Source organism: Dietzia sp. 2505, from assembly GCF_040546785.1.
Taxonomy (GTDB): Bacteria; Actinomycetota; Actinomycetes; order Mycobacteriales; family Mycobacteriaceae; genus Dietzia.
In genome coordinates, this window is record NZ_JBEPON010000001.1 from 161,559 (window position 1) to 180,184 (window position 18,626).

Annotated in this window: 17 protein-coding genes; 14 read left to right on the forward strand and 3 right to left on the reverse strand. The window is 72.3% G+C overall.

Annotated elements, in window-relative coordinates:
• Positions 1–150: 150 nt before the first annotated feature.
• Together ABIE38_RS00745 and manB are read left to right on the forward strand one after the other, a co-directional pair.
• The gene (locus tag ABIE38_RS00745) at positions 151–1,029 is read left to right on the forward strand and encodes a glycosyltransferase family 2 protein (protein ID WP_354053557.1); all 879 of its coding nucleotides are present in this window, start codon (positions 151–153) and stop codon (positions 1,027–1,029) included.
• A gap of 78 nt (positions 1,030–1,107) precedes the next feature.
• Entirely contained in the window at positions 1,108–2,220 is a 1,113-nt protein-coding gene (manB, locus tag ABIE38_RS00750; protein WP_354053558.1) for a mannose-1-phosphate guanylyltransferase, read from the forward strand.
• 5 nt (positions 2,221–2,225) lie between these two features.
• Here the strand turns inward: manB and ABIE38_RS00755 are convergent, their stop codons facing one another.
• Positions 2,226–3,653 carry a coenzyme F420-0:L-glutamate ligase gene (locus ABIE38_RS00755; protein WP_354053559.1) on the reverse strand — a complete coding sequence of 476 codons (1,428 nt, stop codon included), beginning with the start codon at positions 3,651–3,653 and terminating at the stop codon, positions 2,226–2,228.
• Positions 3,650–4,702 (reverse strand): 2-phospho-L-lactate transferase, encoded by a 1,053-nt coding sequence (cofD, locus tag ABIE38_RS00760; RefSeq protein ID WP_354053560.1) that lies wholly within the window; start codon positions 4,700–4,702, stop codon positions 3,650–3,652. The genes ABIE38_RS00755 and cofD overlap by 4 nt, the downstream gene beginning before the upstream one ends.
• A 260-nt stretch (positions 4,703–4,962) precedes the next feature.
• On the opposite strand from cofD, the gene ABIE38_RS00765 reads away from it, so the two are divergent.
• Positions 4,963–5,274 (forward strand): WhiB family transcriptional regulator, encoded by a 312-nt coding sequence (locus tag ABIE38_RS00765; protein ID WP_241727050.1) that lies wholly within the window; start codon positions 4,963–4,965, stop codon positions 5,272–5,274.
• Positions 5,275–5,389: 115 nt separating this feature from the next.
• On the opposite strand, the gene ABIE38_RS00770 is transcribed toward ABIE38_RS00765, so the two are convergent.
• Positions 5,390–5,842, reverse strand: a complete 453-nt coding sequence (locus ABIE38_RS00770) for a metallopeptidase family protein (protein WP_179526176.1) — start codon at positions 5,840–5,842, stop codon at positions 5,390–5,392.
• Positions 5,843–6,077: 235 nt separating this feature from the next.
• On the opposite strand from ABIE38_RS00770, the gene ABIE38_RS00775 reads away from it, so the two are divergent.
• The 11 genes from ABIE38_RS00775 (at position 6,078) to hpf (ending at position 18,577) form a co-directional block, all read left to right on the forward strand.
• Positions 6,078–6,554, forward strand: a complete 477-nt coding sequence (locus tag ABIE38_RS00775; protein WP_354053561.1) for a DUF3499 domain-containing protein — start codon at positions 6,078–6,080, stop codon at positions 6,552–6,554.
• A gap of 107 nt (positions 6,555–6,661) precedes the next feature.
• Complete coding sequence (locus ABIE38_RS00780) at positions 6,662–8,038, forward strand: phosphomannomutase/phosphoglucomutase (protein WP_354054059.1); 1,377 nt, start codon at positions 6,662–6,664, stop codon at positions 8,036–8,038.
• Entirely contained in the window at positions 8,031–9,125 is a 1,095-nt protein-coding gene (locus ABIE38_RS00785) for a hypothetical protein (protein ID WP_354053562.1), read from the forward strand. Before ABIE38_RS00780 ends, ABIE38_RS00785 begins: the two co-directional genes overlap by 8 nt.
• Before the next feature lie 4 nt (positions 9,126–9,129).
• Positions 9,130–10,371 carry a mannose-6-phosphate isomerase, class I gene (manA, locus tag ABIE38_RS00790; protein WP_502914696.1) on the forward strand — a complete coding sequence of 414 codons (1,242 nt, stop codon included), beginning with the start codon at positions 9,130–9,132 and terminating at the stop codon, positions 10,369–10,371.
• Between the two features lie 60 nt (positions 10,372–10,431).
• On the forward strand, positions 10,432–11,898 hold the full coding sequence (gene ahcY / locus ABIE38_RS00795) for an adenosylhomocysteinase (RefSeq protein ID WP_354053564.1): 1,467 nt from the start codon (positions 10,432–10,434) through the stop codon (positions 11,896–11,898).
• Positions 11,899–11,907: 9 nt separating this feature from the next.
• On the forward strand, positions 11,908–12,561 hold the full coding sequence (locus tag ABIE38_RS00800; protein ID WP_354053565.1) for a dTMP kinase: 654 nt from the start codon (positions 11,908–11,910) through the stop codon (positions 12,559–12,561).
• Between the two features lie 176 nt (positions 12,562–12,737).
• A complete protein-coding gene (gene mtrA, locus ABIE38_RS00805; protein ID WP_187700704.1) occupies positions 12,738–13,418 on the forward strand; it encodes an MtrAB system response regulator MtrA in 681 nt (226 codons plus the stop codon).
• Positions 13,415–15,142 (forward strand): MtrAB system histidine kinase MtrB, encoded by a 1,728-nt coding sequence (gene mtrB, locus ABIE38_RS00810; RefSeq protein WP_354053566.1) that lies wholly within the window; start codon positions 13,415–13,417, stop codon positions 15,140–15,142. Before mtrA ends, mtrB begins: the two co-directional genes overlap by 4 nt.
• Entirely contained in the window at positions 15,139–16,878 is a 1,740-nt protein-coding gene (locus tag ABIE38_RS00815; RefSeq protein WP_354053567.1) for an LpqB family beta-propeller domain-containing protein, read from the forward strand. The genes mtrB and ABIE38_RS00815 overlap by 4 nt, the downstream gene beginning before the upstream one ends.
• 76 nt (positions 16,879–16,954) lie before the next feature.
• Positions 16,955–17,650 carry a ComF family protein gene (locus ABIE38_RS00820; RefSeq protein ID WP_354053568.1) on the forward strand — a complete coding sequence of 232 codons (696 nt, stop codon included), beginning with the start codon at positions 16,955–16,957 and terminating at the stop codon, positions 17,648–17,650.
• Between the two features lie 243 nt (positions 17,651–17,893).
• The gene (gene hpf, locus ABIE38_RS00825; protein ID WP_354053569.1) at positions 17,894–18,577 is read left to right on the forward strand and encodes a ribosome hibernation-promoting factor, HPF/YfiA family; all 684 of its coding nucleotides are present in this window, start codon (positions 17,894–17,896) and stop codon (positions 18,575–18,577) included.
• The last annotated feature ends 49 nt before the right edge of the window (positions 18,578–18,626 follow it).

Here is an 18,626-nt window from a genome sequence, read left to right on the forward strand (position 1 = left end):
CGGTCCGCTCTCGTGAGAGGAGTGACCGGCCCGCGGGGCGGTGCCGTCGGTGTGGCACGGGGACCGCGCGAGGCCGCCGATGATGACCCCACGGTACCGCGCCGCGCGCCGGGCGTCGGAATCGGCGTGCGGCGTCGTAGGGTGTTGCGCGTGACGACCCGACTGCCCGTCGTGACGGTGACCTACTCACCCGGCGACCACCTCCGCCGCTTCATCGAGACCCTGCCCGGGTCCACGACGCGGCCGGTGGGGTTGGTGATGGCGGACAACGGCTCCACCGACGGCGCGCCCGAGGCGGCGGCGGCCGCGCACGACTTCGCCGAGTTCTTCCCGACGGGCGGGAACCTGGGGTACGGGACCGCGATCAACCGTGCCGTCACCGAGATCTCCCGGCGCCCAGGGGATTTCGACCAGGAGTTCGTGCTGGTCGTCAATCCGGACGTGTGGTTCGAGCCGGGTTCCGTGGACGCCCTGCTCGACGCCGCCGGCCGGTGGCCCAGGGCGGCGGCGTTCGGCCCGAGGATCGCGGAGACCGACGGTTCCGTGTACCCCTCGGCCCGCGCCGTGCCGCGGCTCGGCGCCGGTATCGGCCACGCCCTTCTGGGACCGGTGTGGCCGGGTAACCCGTGGACCGCCCACTACCTCGACGACTCCGACATGGATTCCGAGCGGACCGCGGGGTGGTTGTCCGGGTCGTGCCTGCTGCTGCGGCGTGAGGCGTTCGACGCGCTAGGCGGGTTCGACGAGCGGTACTTCATGTACCTGGAGGACGTGGACCTGGGGGACCGGCTCGGCCGGGCCGGGTGGCAGAGCGTCTACGTGCCGTCGTCGGTGATCCACCACGACCAGGGACACGCTGCACGGACCGTGCCGGAGTTCACCCTCCGGGCACACCACAACAGCGCGTACCTGTTCCAGGCGGACAGGCATCCGGCCGCGTGGCAGGCACCGATACGCTGGGCGCTGAGGGCGGGCCTGGAACTGCGGTGCCGCCTCGCGATCCGATCAGCCCGGCGCGAGCTGCGCTGACGCGGGACGAGACCATCCACCGGCCCGTGTGGGCCGCGCGAGCGCGCGGCCGGGGCCCACGACATCGGGAGTAGGACTGTGACCTCGACGACCCCCTCCAGTGCCGAGCCGCGCGATCTGATCGCCGACACCGAGGCGGTGGTCCTGGTGGGCGGCAAGGGGACCCGCCTGCGGCCGCTGACCATCTCGGCGCCCAAGCCCATGTTGCCCACGGCCGGTCTGCCCTTCCTCACCCATCTGCTCTCGCGGATCCGGGCGGCGGGCATCCGGCGCGTGGTGCTGGGCACGTCGTTCAAGGCGGAGGTGTTCGAGGAGCACTTCGGGGACGGGTCCGACCTCGACCTGGAACTGACCTACGTGGTGGAGACCGAGCCCCTGGGCACGGGCGGCGGCATCCGCAACGTCCTGGACGAGCTCACCGCGTCGACGATCATGGTGTTCAACGGCGACGTGCTGGGTGGTACCGACCTCACCCGGATCCTCGACCTCCACCACGCCAAGAACGCCGACCTGACGATGCACCTGGTCAGGGTCTCCGATCCCCGTGCGTTCGGCTGTGTGCCGACCGATGACGACGGCCGGGTCCTGGAATTCCTGGAGAAGACTCAGGACCCGCCGACCGATCAGATCAACGCCGGTTGCTACGTCTTCCGGCGCGAGCTGATCGCACAGATCCCCGAGGGCGTCCCCGTCTCGGTGGAGCGTGAGACCTTCCCGCAGCTGCTCGCCGAGGACAAGCGGGTCTACGCCTTCGTCGACTCGGCCTACTGGCGCGACATGGGGACTCCCGAGGACTTCGTCCGCGGGTCCTCCGACCTGGTGCGCGGAATCGCGCCGTCGCCCGCACTCGAGAGCCACCACGGCGAGGCACTCGTCCACGAGGGCGCGGGGGTCGGCGCCGGGGCGGTCCTCATCGGGGGGACCGTGGTCGGACGCGGCGCCGAGATCGGGGCCGGAGCCCGACTGGACGGCGCCGTGGTCTTCGACGGCGCCCGGATCGAGGCCGGGGCGATGGTCGAACGGTCGATCATCGGCTTCGGCGCGCGCATCGGGCACCGGGCGCTGATCCGCGACGGGGTGATCGGCGACGGCGCGGACATCGGTGCGCGCTGCGAGTTGTTGCGCGGGGCCCGGGTCTGGCCCGGGGTCGTGATCCCCGACGGCGGGATCCGCTACTCCACGGACATGTAGGCCCGCTACTCCACGGTCAGGTAGCGGTCCCCGGCCGGGCGCGGGACCCGGGGCGGGACCTTCTCGGCCGGGACGCCCACGGCCACCGCCCCCAGCGGTCGCCACGACACCGGCAGGGCGAGCTCCCGGCGGGTGGTGTCGGCGGCGAAGATGGTCGACCCCACCCAGCAGGACCCCAGTCCGCGCGCGGCCAGGGCCACCAGCAGGGACTGCACGGCGGCGCCGCCGGCCACCGTGAACATGGTCTCCTCGCAGGCGTTGCGGCGCGGGTCCGGGTAGTCGTGGGCGCCGGCCGAGTCGTCGACGAACGGCAGGATCAGTTCCGGGCAGGTGCGCAGCAGATCGCCGCGGGCAAGGCGTCGGGCCAGGACGTCACCGGAATGCCCGTCCGCCCGCAGGTCCGCCTCCCAGTCCGCGCGCAGCGCGTCGAGCAGCCGGTGGCGCGCGTCCCCGGTGACCCGGACGAACCGGACGGGGGTGCTGTGGTGCGGGGCCGGTGCGGTGAGCGCGTCGGCCACGGCATCGGCGAGCACCTCGGTGGCTACCGGCTCGTCCGAGAACCGTCGGACCGAGCGGCGGCCGGGCACGGCCTCGCACCGCCCCTGTTCCCGCCCCTGCGCCAGTGCCTCGGCGGTGCCCAGCCGGAACAGGTCCGAAGCGCTGTCCCGGACCAGGTCGCGGGCCCGCCGGGGGCCGCTCTCCTCGTCGTCGTCCGCGAGCAGCAGGTGCCCCACCCCCCGCACCACAGCGACCGGCCGGGCGCCCAGCTTCCCCTTGACCAGGTCGGCCGCCGCGGCGATCTCGTCGGCCACGGCGACGTCGGTGACGAACAGCTCGTTGCCCTGGCGGTCCACGGCACCGTCGTACCCGACGGAGACCCGCAGGCCCGCGGCGCCGATCGCCACGTCGGTCTGGCCGGTGCGCCAGGCCCGTCCCATGGTGTCGGTCACCACCACGCCGACGCGCACCCCGGTCAACCGGTGGAGGTCACGGGCGAGGGCTGCGGCGGAGGCGTCGGGGTCCTCGGGGAGCAGGGCGAGCTCGCGGGCGTCCACGTTGGAGCCGTCGACCCCGGCGGCGGCCTGGACGATGCCCAGCCGGTTCTCCGTGATCAACGTCCGGTTGACCCGGGCCACCACCCGCACGGACTCCTCGTCGACGAGGCGGCGGCGCAGGGCGTCCCGCTCGTCGGGGTCCGTGGGGGCGGGCACGATCCGTCCCTCGGTCTTGGACACCACCTTGGAGGTGAGCACCACGACGTCGCCGTCGACCAGGCCGTGTGGGTCGGCGGTGAGCGCGTCGGCCAGGATGCCCGCGAGGTCGTCGCCCGGCCGGAACTCCGGCAGGCCGTCCGGAGCCCACAGCCCGAGGTCGGCGGGGGCGGCGTGTTCCCCCGACCAGCGCCGGACCTCGGGGACCGCGTCGTCGGTCATCGCCCGGACCGCACGGGGATCTCGAGCCCGGCCAGGTCGATCGCGGCGGCCACCATCTGCGCCGTGGCGTCAGGGTCGGTCATGAGCAGCGGTGCCTCGCGGACGGCGATCCCGTCCACCTCGCCGGAGGGGTCGGTGGGGCCGTCGCCGGGAGCGACCAGCCAGCCGTCGAGCAGACCGGTGCCGGACCGGGCCCCGAAGTGGCGGGCCACGGCCAGGGCGGAGGTCTCCACCCCGATCGCGGTGAGGCACGCGTCGGCCATCCCGCGCAGCACGGCGCCACCGATCACGGGGCTCACCCCCACGACGGGCGCGGAGGTGGAACGCAGCGCGGCGCGGATCCCGGGGACGGCGAGGATCGCGCCGACGGAGACCACGGGGTTGGAGGGTGCGACGACGACGAGGTCGGCCGCCTCGATGGCCTCGAGGGTCTCCGGGGTCGGCCGGGCGGCCTCGGCGCCGATCTGCACGAAGGCCGAGGCGGGCAGCTGCGCGCGGTGCCGGACCCACCACTCCTGGAAGTGGATCGCCCGTTCGCCGTCCCCCTGCGCACCATCGGGGTCGCCGGGCACCACGACGTGCGTCTCGCAGCGGTCGTCGGTCACCGGCAACAGCCGGATGCCGGGGGACCAGCGGGTGGACAGGGCCTCGGTGATGTCGGTCAACCGGTATCCGGCGCCCAACATCTGGGTGCGGACCAGGTGGGTGGCCAGGTCCTTGTCCCCGAGTCCGAACCAGTCCGGCTGGACGCCGTAGGCGGCGAGTTCGTCGCGGCAGTTCCACGTCTCGCCCGCGTGACCCCATCCGCGTTCGGGGTCGATGCCCCCGCCGAGGGTGTACATGCAGGTGTCGAGGTCGGGACAGATCCGGACGCCGTGCATCCACGCGTCGTCCCCGACGTTGACCACCGCGTCGAGGCGATGGACCGGGTCGCCTCCGTTCGGCGGGGTGTCCGCGGCCCCGGACGCGGGGTCCAGCCCGAGAAGTCGGCGTGCGCCGAGCAGGAAACGGGCGCCACCGACGCCACCGGCCAATACACAGATCCTCACGTCGACCCAGAGTAGTGACGGGGTGGCGGCGAGGCCCGGGTGGCCGGGTGTCCGGACCCCGCTACGACCCGCGAGGGTGTTCCACGCCACACAATCCGCGGCGTGTCACTCGTGGGACCCGCGCACGAAAATGCTAGGTATCCCCGATTTCGCTTGACCTGGGCGACTCGCATGTGTGTAATCACAGGTGTGTCATTCGTATCGGAGCGGCACGCCGGGCCGGGCAGACGCACGAGCGACGAGCAACGTAACACGAGGGGATGACCGTGGATCGACAGTCACGCACCGCAGCGGGACCCGAGCTGACCCTGGTCGACTTCGGCACCGGTGCGCTCTTCGTGGAGGACGAGGAGGAGAGCTGGCAGGATCGGGCCCTCTGTTCCCAGACCGATCCCGAGGCGTTCTTCCCGGAGAAGGGCGGCTCGACCCGCGAGGCCAAGAAGATCTGCACGGGATGCGAGGTCAAGGCCGAGTGTCTCGAGTACGCGCTGGCCAACGACGAGCGCTTCGGTATCTGGGGTGGACTGTCGGAGCGCGAGCGTCGGCGGATCAAGCGCGAGGCCGTGATGTGAGGTCGTCAGGGCCCGGTGTTCCCCGGGCCTCCGACGGCGCCTGTCCGGCACCTTCCTGACCGCCCCGGCACCTTCCTGACCACTCCGGTACCTTCCTGACCACCCCGCGGGGTGGTCAGTTCTCGTTGGGGCCGGCTTCGACCTCGTCCGGTGAGATCTCCAGGTGTTGCGAGACGAGTTCCACCAGGACCGAGTAGACCAGGTCCCTCAGGTCGTCCCCGCCGGGGGCCCGGCGGGTGAGCGGCCTGCGGAACAGGACCAACCGGGCCCGTGTGGGCTGGCCGGCCCGGTCGACGCCGGCGGGGACCAGCCGGGCGAGCGGCACCAGGCCGTCCGCCACGACCTCCTCCGGCCAGGTCTCGCCGGGCTTCAACCGCATGCGCGGCACCATGTCGACGGCGAGGTCCAGGTGCACCAGGCGGGAATGCCAGTGCTGGTCGATCTCGGCGAACGCCTCGAGCGCGGCGGCGTCGAACTCGGCGGCACGGCTCCGCCAGCGGGGGACCTCCGGGGGCAGGATCGGACCGCGCGGACCGTGCCCCCGCCGGGCGGCACGCCGGGAGGTCACCACTCGCCGACCACTGCGTCCGGGGTCGCCCGGGAAGTCCCGGACCGAGATCCTGCTGCCCGAACACACGTCGTTCTGGCCGGCGCCCGGGATCGCGTTCCCGGTGGGCGGCCGTCCGGGGACCGGTGCGTGTGGGGTCATGACGCGAGGGTAGCCGTCGTCCCGCGGGCTCCGCGGCACCGACGCGGCGGGTCGCGGCGCACGTGACGGCCGCGCGGGACTACTCTGGGGTCTCGTGAGTGAGAACCGTCGTTGCTGCCGCCCGGGGTGCCCCAATCGTGCGGTCGCCACGCTCACCTACGTCTACGCGGACTCGACCGCCGTCGTCGGGCCGCTCCCCGCGATCCGGGAACCGCACTCCTGGGACCTCTGCGCGGCGCACGCCCTGCGCATCACCGCCCCCCGGGGCTGGGACCTGGTGCGCCATCCCGATATCGACGCCTCGGCGGAGGACTCCGATCTCACCGCCCTGCTGGACGCCGTGGCCGGCGGGCCCGTCGGCGGCCGGCGAGCGGGGGCCGCCCTGGTGGACGCGGACCGGCTGCGGCGGCTGGGGGTCTCCGACCCCGGACCCGTGCTCGCCGGGGCGCCGGTCGAGTCCTCCGGTGGTCGCCCCCACCTGCGGGTGGTCCCCAACGCCCCCGACGGCGACGAGGCCCCCTCGGCGGGGCCCGTCGACCGCGCGCGCGAGCCGGGGCCGGGACTCGGCTGACGGGACACCGACCAGTCCACGGCCGCAAGCGACGGCCCGGCCGGGAACCCGCCGGGTAGGGTCGAATGATGACACCGTCCGACCGCCTCTCACCCCTGGAGCAGCACGTGGCACGCAGCGCCGAGTCCGTCCGAGCAGTCATCAAGGCCTACGATGTCCGCGGCGTCGTGGGCGAGCAGATCGACGAGGACTTCGTCCGTGAGGTGGGCGCGTCGTTCGCCCGTCTGATGCGGTCGGAGGGGTCGGACACCGTGGTGGTCGGCCATGACATGCGGGACTCCTCCCCGTCATTGTCCCGGGCTTTCGGCGACGGCGTCACCTCCCAGGGACTGGACGTGGTGACGATCGGCCTCGCGTCGACCGACCAGCTCTACTACGCCTCGGGACTGCTCGACTGCCCGGGTGCCATGTTCACCGCCAGCCACAACCCGGCTCGCTACAACGGCATCAAGCTGTGCCGTGCGGGTGCGAAGCCGGTCGGTCAGGAGTCCGGGCTCCGGACGATCGCCGACGAGGTCGTCGCCGGGGTGCCCGCACACGACGGTGAGGCCGGGACGGTCTCCGAGCGTGACGTCCTCGACGGCTACGGTGCCTACCTCCGGGAGTTGGTCGACCTGTCGGGTATCCGCCAGCTCAAGGTGGCGGTCGACGCCGGGAACGGGATGGGCGGCCACACCGTGCCCGCGGTCCTCAGCGGACTGCCGCTGGAGATCGTCCCGCTGTACTTCGAGCTCGACGGGAACTTCCCCAATCACGAGGCCAACCCCCTCGAACCGGCCAACCTGGTCGACCTCCAGGCGCTGGTGCGGGAGAGCGGGGCGGACATCGGCCTCGCCTTCGACGGAGACGCCGACCGCTGCTTCGTGGTCGATGAGCGGGGTGAGCCCGTGGCCCCGTCGGCCATCACGGCGCTGGTGGCCGGGCGCGAGCTCGACAAGGAACCCGGCGCCTCGATCATCTACAACCTGATCACCTCCCGGGCCGTCCCCGAACTGGTCGAGGAGAAGGGCGGCGTCGCGGTCCGCACCCGCGTCGGCCACAGCTTCATCAAGGCCCAGATGGCCGACACCGGTGCGATCTTCGGCGGCGAACACTCGGCGCACTACTACTTCCGTGACTTCTGGGGCGCCGACTCGGGGATGCTCGCCGCGATGCACACCCTCGCCGCCCTCGGGGAGCAGGACGCCCCGCTGTCACAGGTGATGGCGGAGTACACCCGGTACGCGGCGTCCGGGGAGATCAACTCGACGCTGGACTCCGCCGAGGCGCAGGTGGCCCGGATGGAGGAGGTCATCGACGCGTTCTCCGGCCGGGCCGCGTCGGTGGACCGACTCGACGGCGTGACCGTCGACCTCGGCGACGGCGCGTGGTTCAACCTGCGGGCCTCCAACACCGAACCGCTGCTGCGCCTCAACGCGGAGGCGCCCACCAGGGAGGACGTCGCCGCGGTGGTCGACGAGGTCCTCGCGATCGTCCGTGCCTGACCTGACCAGCGACACCGGGGCCGGCCGGGTGGACCTGGACGACGCCGAGGCCCTCCGCTCCTCCGACGCCACCGGGGCCCTGCTCCACGCGTCGATGGCCGGGGCCCAGCTCCGATCGGTCGCGACGGCCGTCGACTCGGGGGCGCTGGACGGCCTCGCCGGCTTCCGACCCCGGGCGCTCGTGTGGGTCTCGGGTCGCTCGGACCGGGCCCGCCACGCCGCGCGGGTGGTCGCCGCCCTCTGCGAGATGGTGGGCGGAGCCGCCGTCCCGCCGCTGGTCCACGCCCACACCCTCCCCACCTGGGTCGGGGCCCTGGACGTCGTCCTGGTCTCCGGGGACGATGCCGGCGACCGTGACCTCGCATCCGCCGTCGAGTCCGCCGCCCACCGGGGTGCGATGGTCGTCGTGGACGTGCCGAGGGAAGGTCCCGTGGGTGAGTCGGGAGGGGGCCGGGCCGTCTGGCTGCCCCCGCTCCCGTACCTCCCGCCGCACCGCGGGGTCCTGCACCATCTGGCCGCCGGGATGGCGGTCCTGACCGCCCTCGGCGTCCCCGGACTGGATGTCGGTGTGGCCGCGGACGCCGTCGACGTCGAACTCGAGGGTCTTGGGCCCGATCTCGCGACACCGGTCAACCCGGCCAAACTCCTCGCCACCGCGGTCGCCGGCTCGGACCCGCTCGTCTGGATCTACTCGGATCCGTTGTCCGCGGCCTACTGCGACAGGGCGGTGGCCGCGTTCTGCGACGCGGGCCGGGTCACGGCGGCCTCCTCCGTCACCGACGCCGTCCGGTCCCAGGCCGAGCGCGCCCGCGGGCTGCCGGCCGTGGACCCCCTCGCGAGTCTGTTCCACGACGACCAGCTGGACGGCGAACGGGAGGACAGGACCATCCGGCACCTCGGTATGGTGCTGAGCGCGGACGAGGATTTCGTCCGCCTGGCCGCGGGCCCGCTCGCGGACGTCGAGTGGATCTCCGATCGTGGTCGGGACACGGTCGGTGCCGCACCGGCCCCGTTGAGCGGAAAGGTGGCCGCGCTCATGGCACGGACCGAACTCTCCGCCGCGTACCTGCTGGTGGGGGGGCTCTAGACCCGTGGTGGCTCTCAGTCCGGTCGTCCAGGCGTACGCATGGGGCTCGCGGACCGCGCTCCCCGAGTTGTGCGGAACCCGCTCCCCGGCACCGCACCCGGTGGCCGAGCACTGGTTCGGCGCCCACGACTCCGGCTCGTCGCTCTGCGCCGACGGGCGGAGCCTGGACGCGCGGATCGCGGCCGATCCCGAGGGAGAGCTCGGTGCGCGCGTGGCCGCGGAACACGGGGGCGGGCTGCCGTTCCTCGTCAAGCTCCTGTCCGCCGAGCAGGCGCTCTCCCTGCAGGCGCACCCGTCCCCGGAGAGGGCGAGGGAGGGTTTCGCCGCCGAGGATGCGCGGGGGATCGCCGTCCACGCCCCGGATCGCAACTACCGCGACACCAACCACAAGCCCGAGATCCTGGTGGCCCTGACCGAGTTCCACGCGTTGGTGGGATTCCGTCCCGTGGCCCGGACCGTGGCGTTGTTCGACGCCCTCGACGTGCCGGCCCTGCGCCCCTACCGCGACATGCTGGACGGCCAGCCGGACGCGGAGGGCCTCCGTGCGGTGTTCACCACCTTCGTGACGATGCCGCACCTGGCGCTGGAGACGGTGGTGGCGGACCTGGTCACCGGCGCCGTGGGTTACCTCACCGCGGAGGGTGTCGCCGGGGAGTGGTCGAACGAGGCCACGACCGTGGTCGAGCTCGCCGAGCGGTATCCCACGGATCCCGGTGTCCTGGGTGCCCTGCTGCTCAACAGGGTGGTGCTCCGGCCGGGACAGGCCGTGTACCTGGGACCCGGTCAGCTCCACGCGTATCTCCGCGGTGTCGGGGTGGAGGTGATGGCCAACTCGGATAACGTCCTGCGCGGGGGCCTGACACCCAAGCACGTCGACGTCCCGGAGCTGATGCGGGTGCTCGCGTTCGACCCGCTGCCGGACCCCACGGTGCGGCCGGTCCCCGCCGATCGCGGGATCCCCGGGGAGGTGGACTACCCCACACCCGAGCCCGACTTCGCGCTCTCGCGCATCGTGCTGCCCGCCGGCGCCGACCCCGTCAGCTACCGGACCGACGGCCCGGAGGTCCTGTTGTGTACCTCCGGCCGGGTGTGCGTATCCGAGAACGGGACCACGGAGACGCTGGGACCCGGCCACGCGGTGTGGGTCCCCGCCTCGACGCCGGTGGTGGAGCTGGAGGGGGCCGAAGGGGCAACCGTGTTCCGCACCCGGGTCGGCGGTCCGGAGACGGGGGCGGCGTACCGGTAGAGCTCCCCGCTAGTGTGGTGCGGAAGTCTTATTTCGAATCACGAGGAGCTGGTCGCACACATGTCCGCTGATCTGCACGTGCAGTCCGTCAACGGTGTCGAGTTCAAGGTGGCGGATCTGTCGCTGGCGGAGGCGGGCCGCAAGCAGATCCGTCTGGCCGAGCACGAGATGCCCGGCCTGATGGCGCTGCGTGAGGAGTACGGGGCGGAGCAGCCGCTGGCGGGGGCCCGGATCGCCGGGTCCATCCACATGACGGTGCAGACCGCCGTGTTGATCGAGACCCTGACCGCGCTGGGCGCGGAGGTCCGGTGGGCCTCGTGCAACATCTTCTCCACGCAGGACGAGGCGGCCGCCGCCGTCGTCGTGGGCCCGGAGGGCACGCCCGAGGCGCCGTCGGGCGTGCCGGTGTTCGCGTGGAAGGGCGAGACGCTCACCGAGTACTGGTGGTGCACCGAGCAGATCATGACCTGGCCCGGCACCGATCCCAACATGATCCTCGACGACGGTGGCGACGCCACCATGCTCGTGATCAAGGGCAAGGAGTTCGAGCAGGCCGGGGCCGTGCCGTCGGACGACTCCGCCTGGTCGGCGGAGGAGAAGGTCTTCCACGCGCTGCTGCGCGAGTCCGTGCCGGCGCACCCGGGCAAGTACACGGCCATCGCCGAGTCGGTCCAGGGCGTCACCGAGGAGACCACCACCGGCGTGCACCGCCTGTACCACTTCCACTCCGAGGGTGTGCTGCCGTTCCCGGCGATCAACGTCAACGACGCGGTCACCAAGAGCAAGTTCGACAACAAGTACGGCACCCGTCACTCGTTGCTGGACGGCATCAACCGCGGCACCGACGCCCTCATCGGCGGCAAGAAGGCCCTGGTGTGCGGGTACGGCGACGTGGGCAAGGGGTGCGCGGAGGCCCTGGCCGGCCAGGGCGCGCGCGTCCAGGTCACCGAGATCGACCCGATCAACGCGCTGCAGGCCCTCATGGACGGCTTCGACGTGGTGACCGTGGACGAGGCCATCGAGGCGGCCGACATCATCATCACGGCCACCGGCAACAAGGACATCATCACCTTCGACCACATGAAGCGGATGAAGAACAAGGCGATCCTGGGCAACATCGGCCACTTCGACAACGAGATCGACATGGCCGGCCTGGAGTCCGCGGCGGACGTCACCCGCATCAACATCAAGCCGCAGGTCGACGAGTTCGTCTTCGACTCCGACGGCCGCTCGATCATCGTGCTGTCGGAGGGTCGCCTGCTCAACCTCGGCAACGCCACCGGCCACCCGTCGTTCGTGATGTCCAACAGCTTCTCCGACCAGGTGATCGCCCAGATCGAGCTGTTCAGCAAGGCCGACCAGTACCCGATCGGGGTCCACCTGCTGCCCAAGATCCTCGACGAGAAGGTCGCGCGCCTGCACGTCGAGGCGCTCGGTGGGTCGCTCACCAAGCTCGCCAAGGACCAGGCCGAGTACATCGGTGTGGACGTCGAGGGCCCGTACAAGCCCGACCACTACCGGTACTGATCGGGTTCCGTGGTCGCGCGTCTGGTCGTCGTCGAGGGGCTCGACGGCGCGGGCAAGAACACCCTGACGACCGCCCTGGTCGGTGAGCTCACCGACCGGGGTGTGTCGGTCGGGCGTCTGGCGTTCCCCCGGTACGGGACCCTGCACGCCGACCTGGCCGCCGACGCCCTGCACGGCGGCCAGGCCGGTACCGCCGACTCCCCGCACGCGATGGCGTTGCTGTTCGCCCTGGACCGGCACGCGGCCCTCGCCGAGCTCCGTGGGCTGGCGGCCTCGCACGACGTGGTCCTGCTCGACCGGTACGTCGCCTCCAACGCCGCCTACACCGCTGCCCGGCTCGGTCCCGGACGGGAGGCGGAGGTGCTCCGCTGGATCGGTGAGCTCGAGTTCGACCGCCTCGGTCTGCCGCTGCCGGACCTGCAGATCCTGCTGGACACGCCGACCGCACTGGCCGCCGAGAGGGCGGGTTCCCGGGAGACGGCGGATCCGGCCCGGACCCGGGACCGCTACGAGAGGGACGCGGCCCTCCAGGCGGCGACGGGGGAGGCCTACCGCCGGCTCGCCGCGTCCGCATGGCGCTCGCCCTGGCGGGTGCTGGGCGTCGACCCCGACGTGCGGCGGTTGGCGGACCTCGTGGTCGGCTCCCGGGTCACCGACGCCTGAGATCCCGAATCCTGAGTGTCGGCGCCCGGGGTCCCGGCTCCGTGGTCCGCCGCTCCGGGGTCCTCGACCACCGACTTCTCGGCCACCGGGCCGAGCCGTGGGCCCGGCCCGTCGGTGCGGCCGGGTAAGGTCTCCATGGACACATGCCGACACTCACGCCGACACAAGTGGTGACAATGACCCCGAAGATCCTCGTCGTCGACGACGACGCCGCACTGGCAGAGATGCTCACCATCGTCCTGCGGGGCGAGGGGTTCGAGACCGAGGTCGTGGGCGACGGCGTCCAGGCCATCGAGACCTTCCGGGCGGTCCAGCCCGATCTGGTCCTGCTCGACCTCATGCTCCCGGGCCGGAGCGGGATCGACGTGTGTCGGGACATCCGCGGCGAGTCCAGGGTGCCGATCGTCATGCTCACGGCCAAGACGGACACCGTGGACGTGGTCCTGGGGTTGGAGTCCGGAGCCGACGACTACATCATGAAGCCGTTCAAGCCCAAGGAGCTCGTGGCCCGCATCCGGGCGCGGCTGCGTCGGGGGGAGGACGAGCCGAGTGAGCTCCTGCACATCGGGGATGTGACCATCGACGTACCCGCCCACACCGTGACGCGTGAGGGGACGCCGATCCCGCTCACGCCGTTGGAGTTCGACCTGCTGGTGGAGCTCGCCCGCAAGCCCCGCCAGGTCTTCACCCGCGAGGTCCTCCTCGAACACGTCTGGGGCTACCGTCACTCGGCTGACACCCGACTGGTCAACGTCCACGTCCAGCGCCTGCGGGCGAAGATCGAGAAGGACCCGGAGAACCCCGAGGTCGTCCTCACCGTCCGCGGCGTCGGGTACAAGGCCGGTCCGGTCTCGTGACCGCACGTCGCCCGGACGACGCGGCGGCGTCCTCCGGCGACGAGCGCGACACCCGGGACATGACCGACTCGTCGTCGACCCTCCTGGACCGGATCCGGGACCTGGACCTGACCGTCCTGGGGATGCGGTTCGCGCGTCTGTGGCGGCGGTCCCTCCAGCTCCGGGTGGTCACCTCCACCCTGGCGCTGTCCATGGGCGTGATCCTCACGATCGCGTTCATGCTCCAGAGCCAGATGGCCGCACAGTTGCTCTCGACCAAACTGGACGCCGCGGTCGAGCAGGCGGGCAGGCTGCGGGTCACCGTCGAGGCGCAGATCGCCGCGACCGACGAGGGGACCAGTGAGCAGTCCCGTCTCGACCAGGCGCGCAGTGCACTGGGGGAGCGGGGCATCGCCTCCGACGGGGAGTCGGTGCACGCGGGCACCTTCGACCCGATCCTGGTGGTGCCCGACCAGACCGGGCGCGGGCAGGTCGTCAGCCCGGCCGACTCGCAGGTGCCCCCGGAGTTGCAGTCACTGGTCCAGCGCGGCCGGGTCGCCTACCAGTACGTCACGGTCGATTTCCGGGGAGAGCCCGCCAAGGCGCTGATCATCGGGACGCCGACGGACTCGTCCATCCCCGGGCTCGAGCTCTACCTGGTCTATCCGCTCATCGCCGAGGAACAGACGCTCGGGATCATGCGGGGGATCGTCGCGACCGCCGGCCTGGCGATCATCGTGCTCAGCGCGGCGATCGCGTGGATGGTCGCCCGCCAGGTGGTGCTGCCGGTCCGCCAGGCGGCGTCGATCGCCCAGCGGTTCGCCAACGGTCACCTCAAGGAGCGGATGGTGATCCGGGGGGAGGACGACGTCGCCCGGCTGGCGATGGCGTTCAACGACATGGCCCAGAGCCTGTCGGACCAGATTACCCAGCTGGAGGAGTTCGGCGACCTCCAGAAGCGCTTCACCTCGGACGTCTCGCACGAGCTGCGTACCCCGCTCACCACGGTCCGTATGGCGGCGGACATCATCTCCGACTCCGCCGGTGACCTCGATCCCCCGACCAAGCGGGCCGTCGAGCTGTTGGAGTCCGAACTCGACCGGTTCGAGAGCCTGCTCACCGATCTCCTCGAGGTCTCCCGCCACGACGCCGGTATGGCAGAACTCTCGGTGACCGCGTTGGACGTGCGGGGGGCGGTCGAGGACGCGGTGTCCACCGTGTCGCACATCGCGGAGTCCGCAGGCGTACAGGTCGAGCTGGACATGCCGGCCGAGCCGGTGGTGGCCGAGGTGGACTCCCGGCGGGTGGAGCGCATCCTGCGGAACCTGGTGGCCAACGCTCTCGACCACTCGGAGTCCAAGCCCGTCCGGGTGACCCTCCGCGGGTCCGAGGCGGCCCTCGCGGTCTCGGTGCGCGATCACGGCGTCGGGCTCAAGCCCGGCGAGGAATCGCTCGTGTTCAACCGCTTCTGGCGGGCGGATCCCTCCCGGGTCCGTCGGTCGGGCGGGACCGGGCTCGGTCTGGCGATCGCGCTCGAGGACGCCAAGCTGCACGGCGGCCGCCTGGACTGCTGGGGCAGCCCCGGGGAGGGCTCGTGCTTCCGGCTCACCATCCCCCGGCGCCACGGCGGCACCCTCACCTCGAGCCCGCTGCCGTTGACCCCGGAGGACGAGGCTCGGCTGGTGAGCACCGGTTCCCCGACCCCGCTCGACCGAGTCCCCGGGACCGAGGAGGCCCGCTCGTGAACCGTGTGCGGGCACTGGCCGCGGCGGTCGCGCTGATCTGCGTGGCCGCGCTCGGTGCCACCGGGTGCGCGACGCTGCCCTCGTCGTCGTCGCCCCAGGTCATCGACACCTTCTCTCCGTCCGGGGCCGGCCTGGCCGTTCCCACCCCGGTACCCGACCAGGAGCCGGACCTCCTCGTCCGGGACTTTCTCAAGGCGGCCGCGATCGCCGACCAGCGACACGCGGCGGCCCGTCAGTTCCTCACTCCGGAGGCCGCCGAGACCTGGGACGATTCCGCCGAGACGACGATCGTCCTCCGGGCGGATCTCAGCGCGGAGGGTGGCCGGGGCGCGGACCGGGCCGAGTACACGTTGCGCGCCGAGAAGGTCGGTTCACTCGACCCCGGTGGCATCTTCAGGGAGGACGTGGGGCAGCTGGAGGTGACGATCGGACTGGCCCGGCGGGACGGCCAGTGGCGCATCGACCGGTTGCCCCCGGGGGTCGTGATCGAACGGACCGAGTTCGTCTCCACCTACGCCCAGCGTGACCTGTTCTTCCTGTCCGGTTCCGGGGACTCGCTGGTCCCCGACACGAGGTGGACGGCCGCGGACCGGACCGATCTGGGCTTCTCGCTGGTCAACCTGCTCGCCACCGGGCCCCGACCGGGGCTCGAGTCCGCCGTGCTCTCCCGGGTCCCCTCCTCGGTGTCGGTCCGCCCCGACGAGACCACCGGGGGGGAGGACGTCAGCGGGACCTCCATCGACTTCACCGGCCTCCCGGTGCTGAGCAGCCAGGCCACCATGCAGTTCGCCGCCCAGGTCGTGTGGACCCTGGCCCGCGCGGATGTGCCCGGTCCGTACCGACTCGAACGGGACGGCGCGCCCCTGGACGAGCGCTTCGTGGACGGGTGGACCACGGAGGACGTCCGGACGTTCGACCCGTATCCGCCCGTGGAGCCCATGCGCAACGCGCTCACCGCCGCCGACGGGCTGGTGCGGCTCGAGGCGACCGGCGCCCGACCGGCCGGAGGTCCCTGGTCGGAGGTCCGCGGGGGACGGAGCGCGACCATGTCCCACGACGGTAGGGTGCTGGCGGTCGTCGCCGGCGAGGACCGCGCGGGTCCCCGGAGGCTGCTGATCGGGGCGATCGACGGCGAGCCCGCCGAGGCCCTGGCCGCCCGGACCCTGACCGGACCGACGTTCCACCCCGTGGACGGACGGGCCTGGGTGATGGCCGACGACGCCAGGCTGGTGCGGATCGGCGCGGGAGGTGACTCCCCGTCGGTCCAGGAGATGGACGGCGCCCCGATCCGCGCACTGGGGTCGCGGGTCACGGGGCTGCGGATCGACCAGTCCGGGGCCCAGTTGGCGGTGGTGGTCGACGGCAAGGTGTTCATCGGCGCCCTCTCGGCGGAGACCGGGCAACCGCTGGCCGGCACCTTCCGGCAGATCGGCCGGGCGTTGGGGGAGTCGGCCACCGTCGTGGCGTGGCGTGACCGGTCCACGATCGTCGTGGGTCGTGACACCAGCGAGGCGCCGGTCACGACGATCACGGTCGACGGTGCGATCACCACACCGTTGTCCCAGCGGAACATCGCCGGACCGGTCACCGCGATCGCCGCGGCGGGCCCCGAGGTGTACGTGGTGGACCAGCGGTCCCTCCTGAGGCTCGACACGGAGGCCGAGACCGGGGATCGCTACTGGCGGGAGATCAACGGACTGGCCGCCATCCGGGCGGACCCCGTCGTCGCGGGCTGACCCGGTGTCGACGGGGGCCGGCGGGAGACGGGGGCGCCCACGTGGACCCGGGTGGGCCGCGGCCCTGGCGGATCTCGTGATCCCCCTCGAGTGCGCGGGGTGCGGGTGCGCGCGGGAGCGGTGGTGCCCACGGTGTGCGTCGACCCTGGCGGCGGGCCCACTGCACGTGCGGACCCGCGCGGATCTCGGTGTGCCCGTGTGGGCGCTCGCCCGGCACGCCGGTCCCGCGGCCCGCGCGGTGTCGGCCTACAAGGACCGCGGTCGTCCCGACCTCGCCTCCCCGATCGGTGCCGCGCTCGCCGCCGGGGTCGATGCGCTGAGAGCGGCGGGTGAGATAGCGGAGGCGTCCGAACGCCCGACGGTGCTCGTCCCGGCACCGGCGTCCGCGCGGGCTCGTCGCCGACGTGGGTTCGACCACGTCCGCGGGTTGGTGGACGTCCTCGCCGCCGAGCTGGCGGGGTCCGTGCCGGGCGGGCCGGTGGCCGTGGCCCCGGTGCTCGAGGTCCGGGGCAGGGTCCGCGACGCCGCCGGACTGGGCGCGCGGGCGAGGGCGGACAATCTGTCGGGCCGGATCCGTCGGCGGCCGCAGGGCACCCCGATACGGGCCACGCCCGGGGCCCCGTCGACGGTCGAGGAGTTGATCGCGACCCCGGCGACGGTCCTGCTGGTGGACGACGTGGTCACCACGGGGACCACCGCCGCCGCGTGTGTGGGGGTGTTGGCAGAGGGCGGGCTGCGGGTCGACGGGGTACTCGGGGTCACCGCCGCGTGAGGTCCGGGGCTGCCCGAGGGTGAGTTCGGCGACGACTTGCCGCGACTACGGTCCGCTGCCCAGACGACCGGGTATCGTTGGGTTCGGACGGGGTTCACCAGCACTTTCACTGGATTTGTCCGGTGGTTACCCCGTCCGGAGAGTGTCCACTCAGCCATGTGGGTGTGCCCCTCGACCGGGGTCCCGGGCGGTAACCGGGTCGGTCGCAGAGGCCCGCCGCAGGCCCGATGAGGAGGAGCTTCGATGGCGAAGACCCCCGCAGTCCTGCTCGACCCCGCCACCTTCGACGGTCCGTCGACCGACGACCCCGGTGCCCCTGATGCGCAGGTGACCATCAAGGGCCGGAACGTCGAGGTCCCCGACCACTTCGCGACCCGGATCCACACCAAGCTCGCGAAGATCGAGAAGATCTCGCCCGCGATCACCCGGTTCGACGTGGTCCTCCTGCACGAGAAGAACCCACGCCTGGCCAAGGCCAGCCAGCGGATCGAGATCACCCTCAAGGGCAAGCCGGGTGTCGCCCGCGCCGAGGCCGCGGAGGACACCTTCTACGCCGCCCTGGAGTCGGCGGTCGCCAAGCTCGAGCGGCAGATGCGCAAGGCACGTACCCGCCGGAAGATCAGCCACTCCGGGCACCGTCGACCGCAGTCCGTCGCCGAGGCCACCGCGGAGCTCGCGCCCGAGGCCGCACCGGCGGATGTCATGGACGAGTACGCGGACGGGGTCGACGACCAGCTCCCCGGCCAGATCGTGCGCCGCAAGGAGCACGACGGCACCCCGATGACGGTCGACGAGGCCCTGGAGAAGATGGAGCTCGTGGGACACGACTTCTACCTCTTCCGGGACGCCGAGTCCGGCAACGCCACCGTCGTCTACCGGCGGCACGCGTTCGACTACGGACTCATCACGCTGAGTGACGAGGCCTGACGGTCGCAGCCCACACGCCCCGGGGGCGGCCCGGTCCGCATGGACCGGG

Bases quoted from the DNA above. Each gene is read 5' to 3' on its own strand.
- ABIE38_RS00765 (WP_241727050.1), top strand. From the start codon at position 4,963: ATGACCGTGGATCGACAGTCACGCACCGCAGCGGGACCCGAGCTGACC.
- ABIE38_RS00755 (WP_354053559.1), bottom strand. From the start codon at position 3,653: ATGACCGACGACGCGGTCCCCGAGGTCCGGCGCTGGTCGGGGGAACAC.
- mtrA (WP_187700704.1), top strand. From the start codon at position 12,738: ATGACCCCGAAGATCCTCGTCGTCGACGACGACGCCGCACTGGCAGAG.
- ahcY (WP_354053564.1), top strand. From the start codon at position 10,432: ATGTCCGCTGATCTGCACGTGCAGTCCGTCAACGGTGTCGAGTTCAAG.
- hpf (WP_354053569.1), top strand. From the start codon at position 17,894: ATGGCGAAGACCCCCGCAGTCCTGCTCGACCCCGCCACCTTCGACGGT.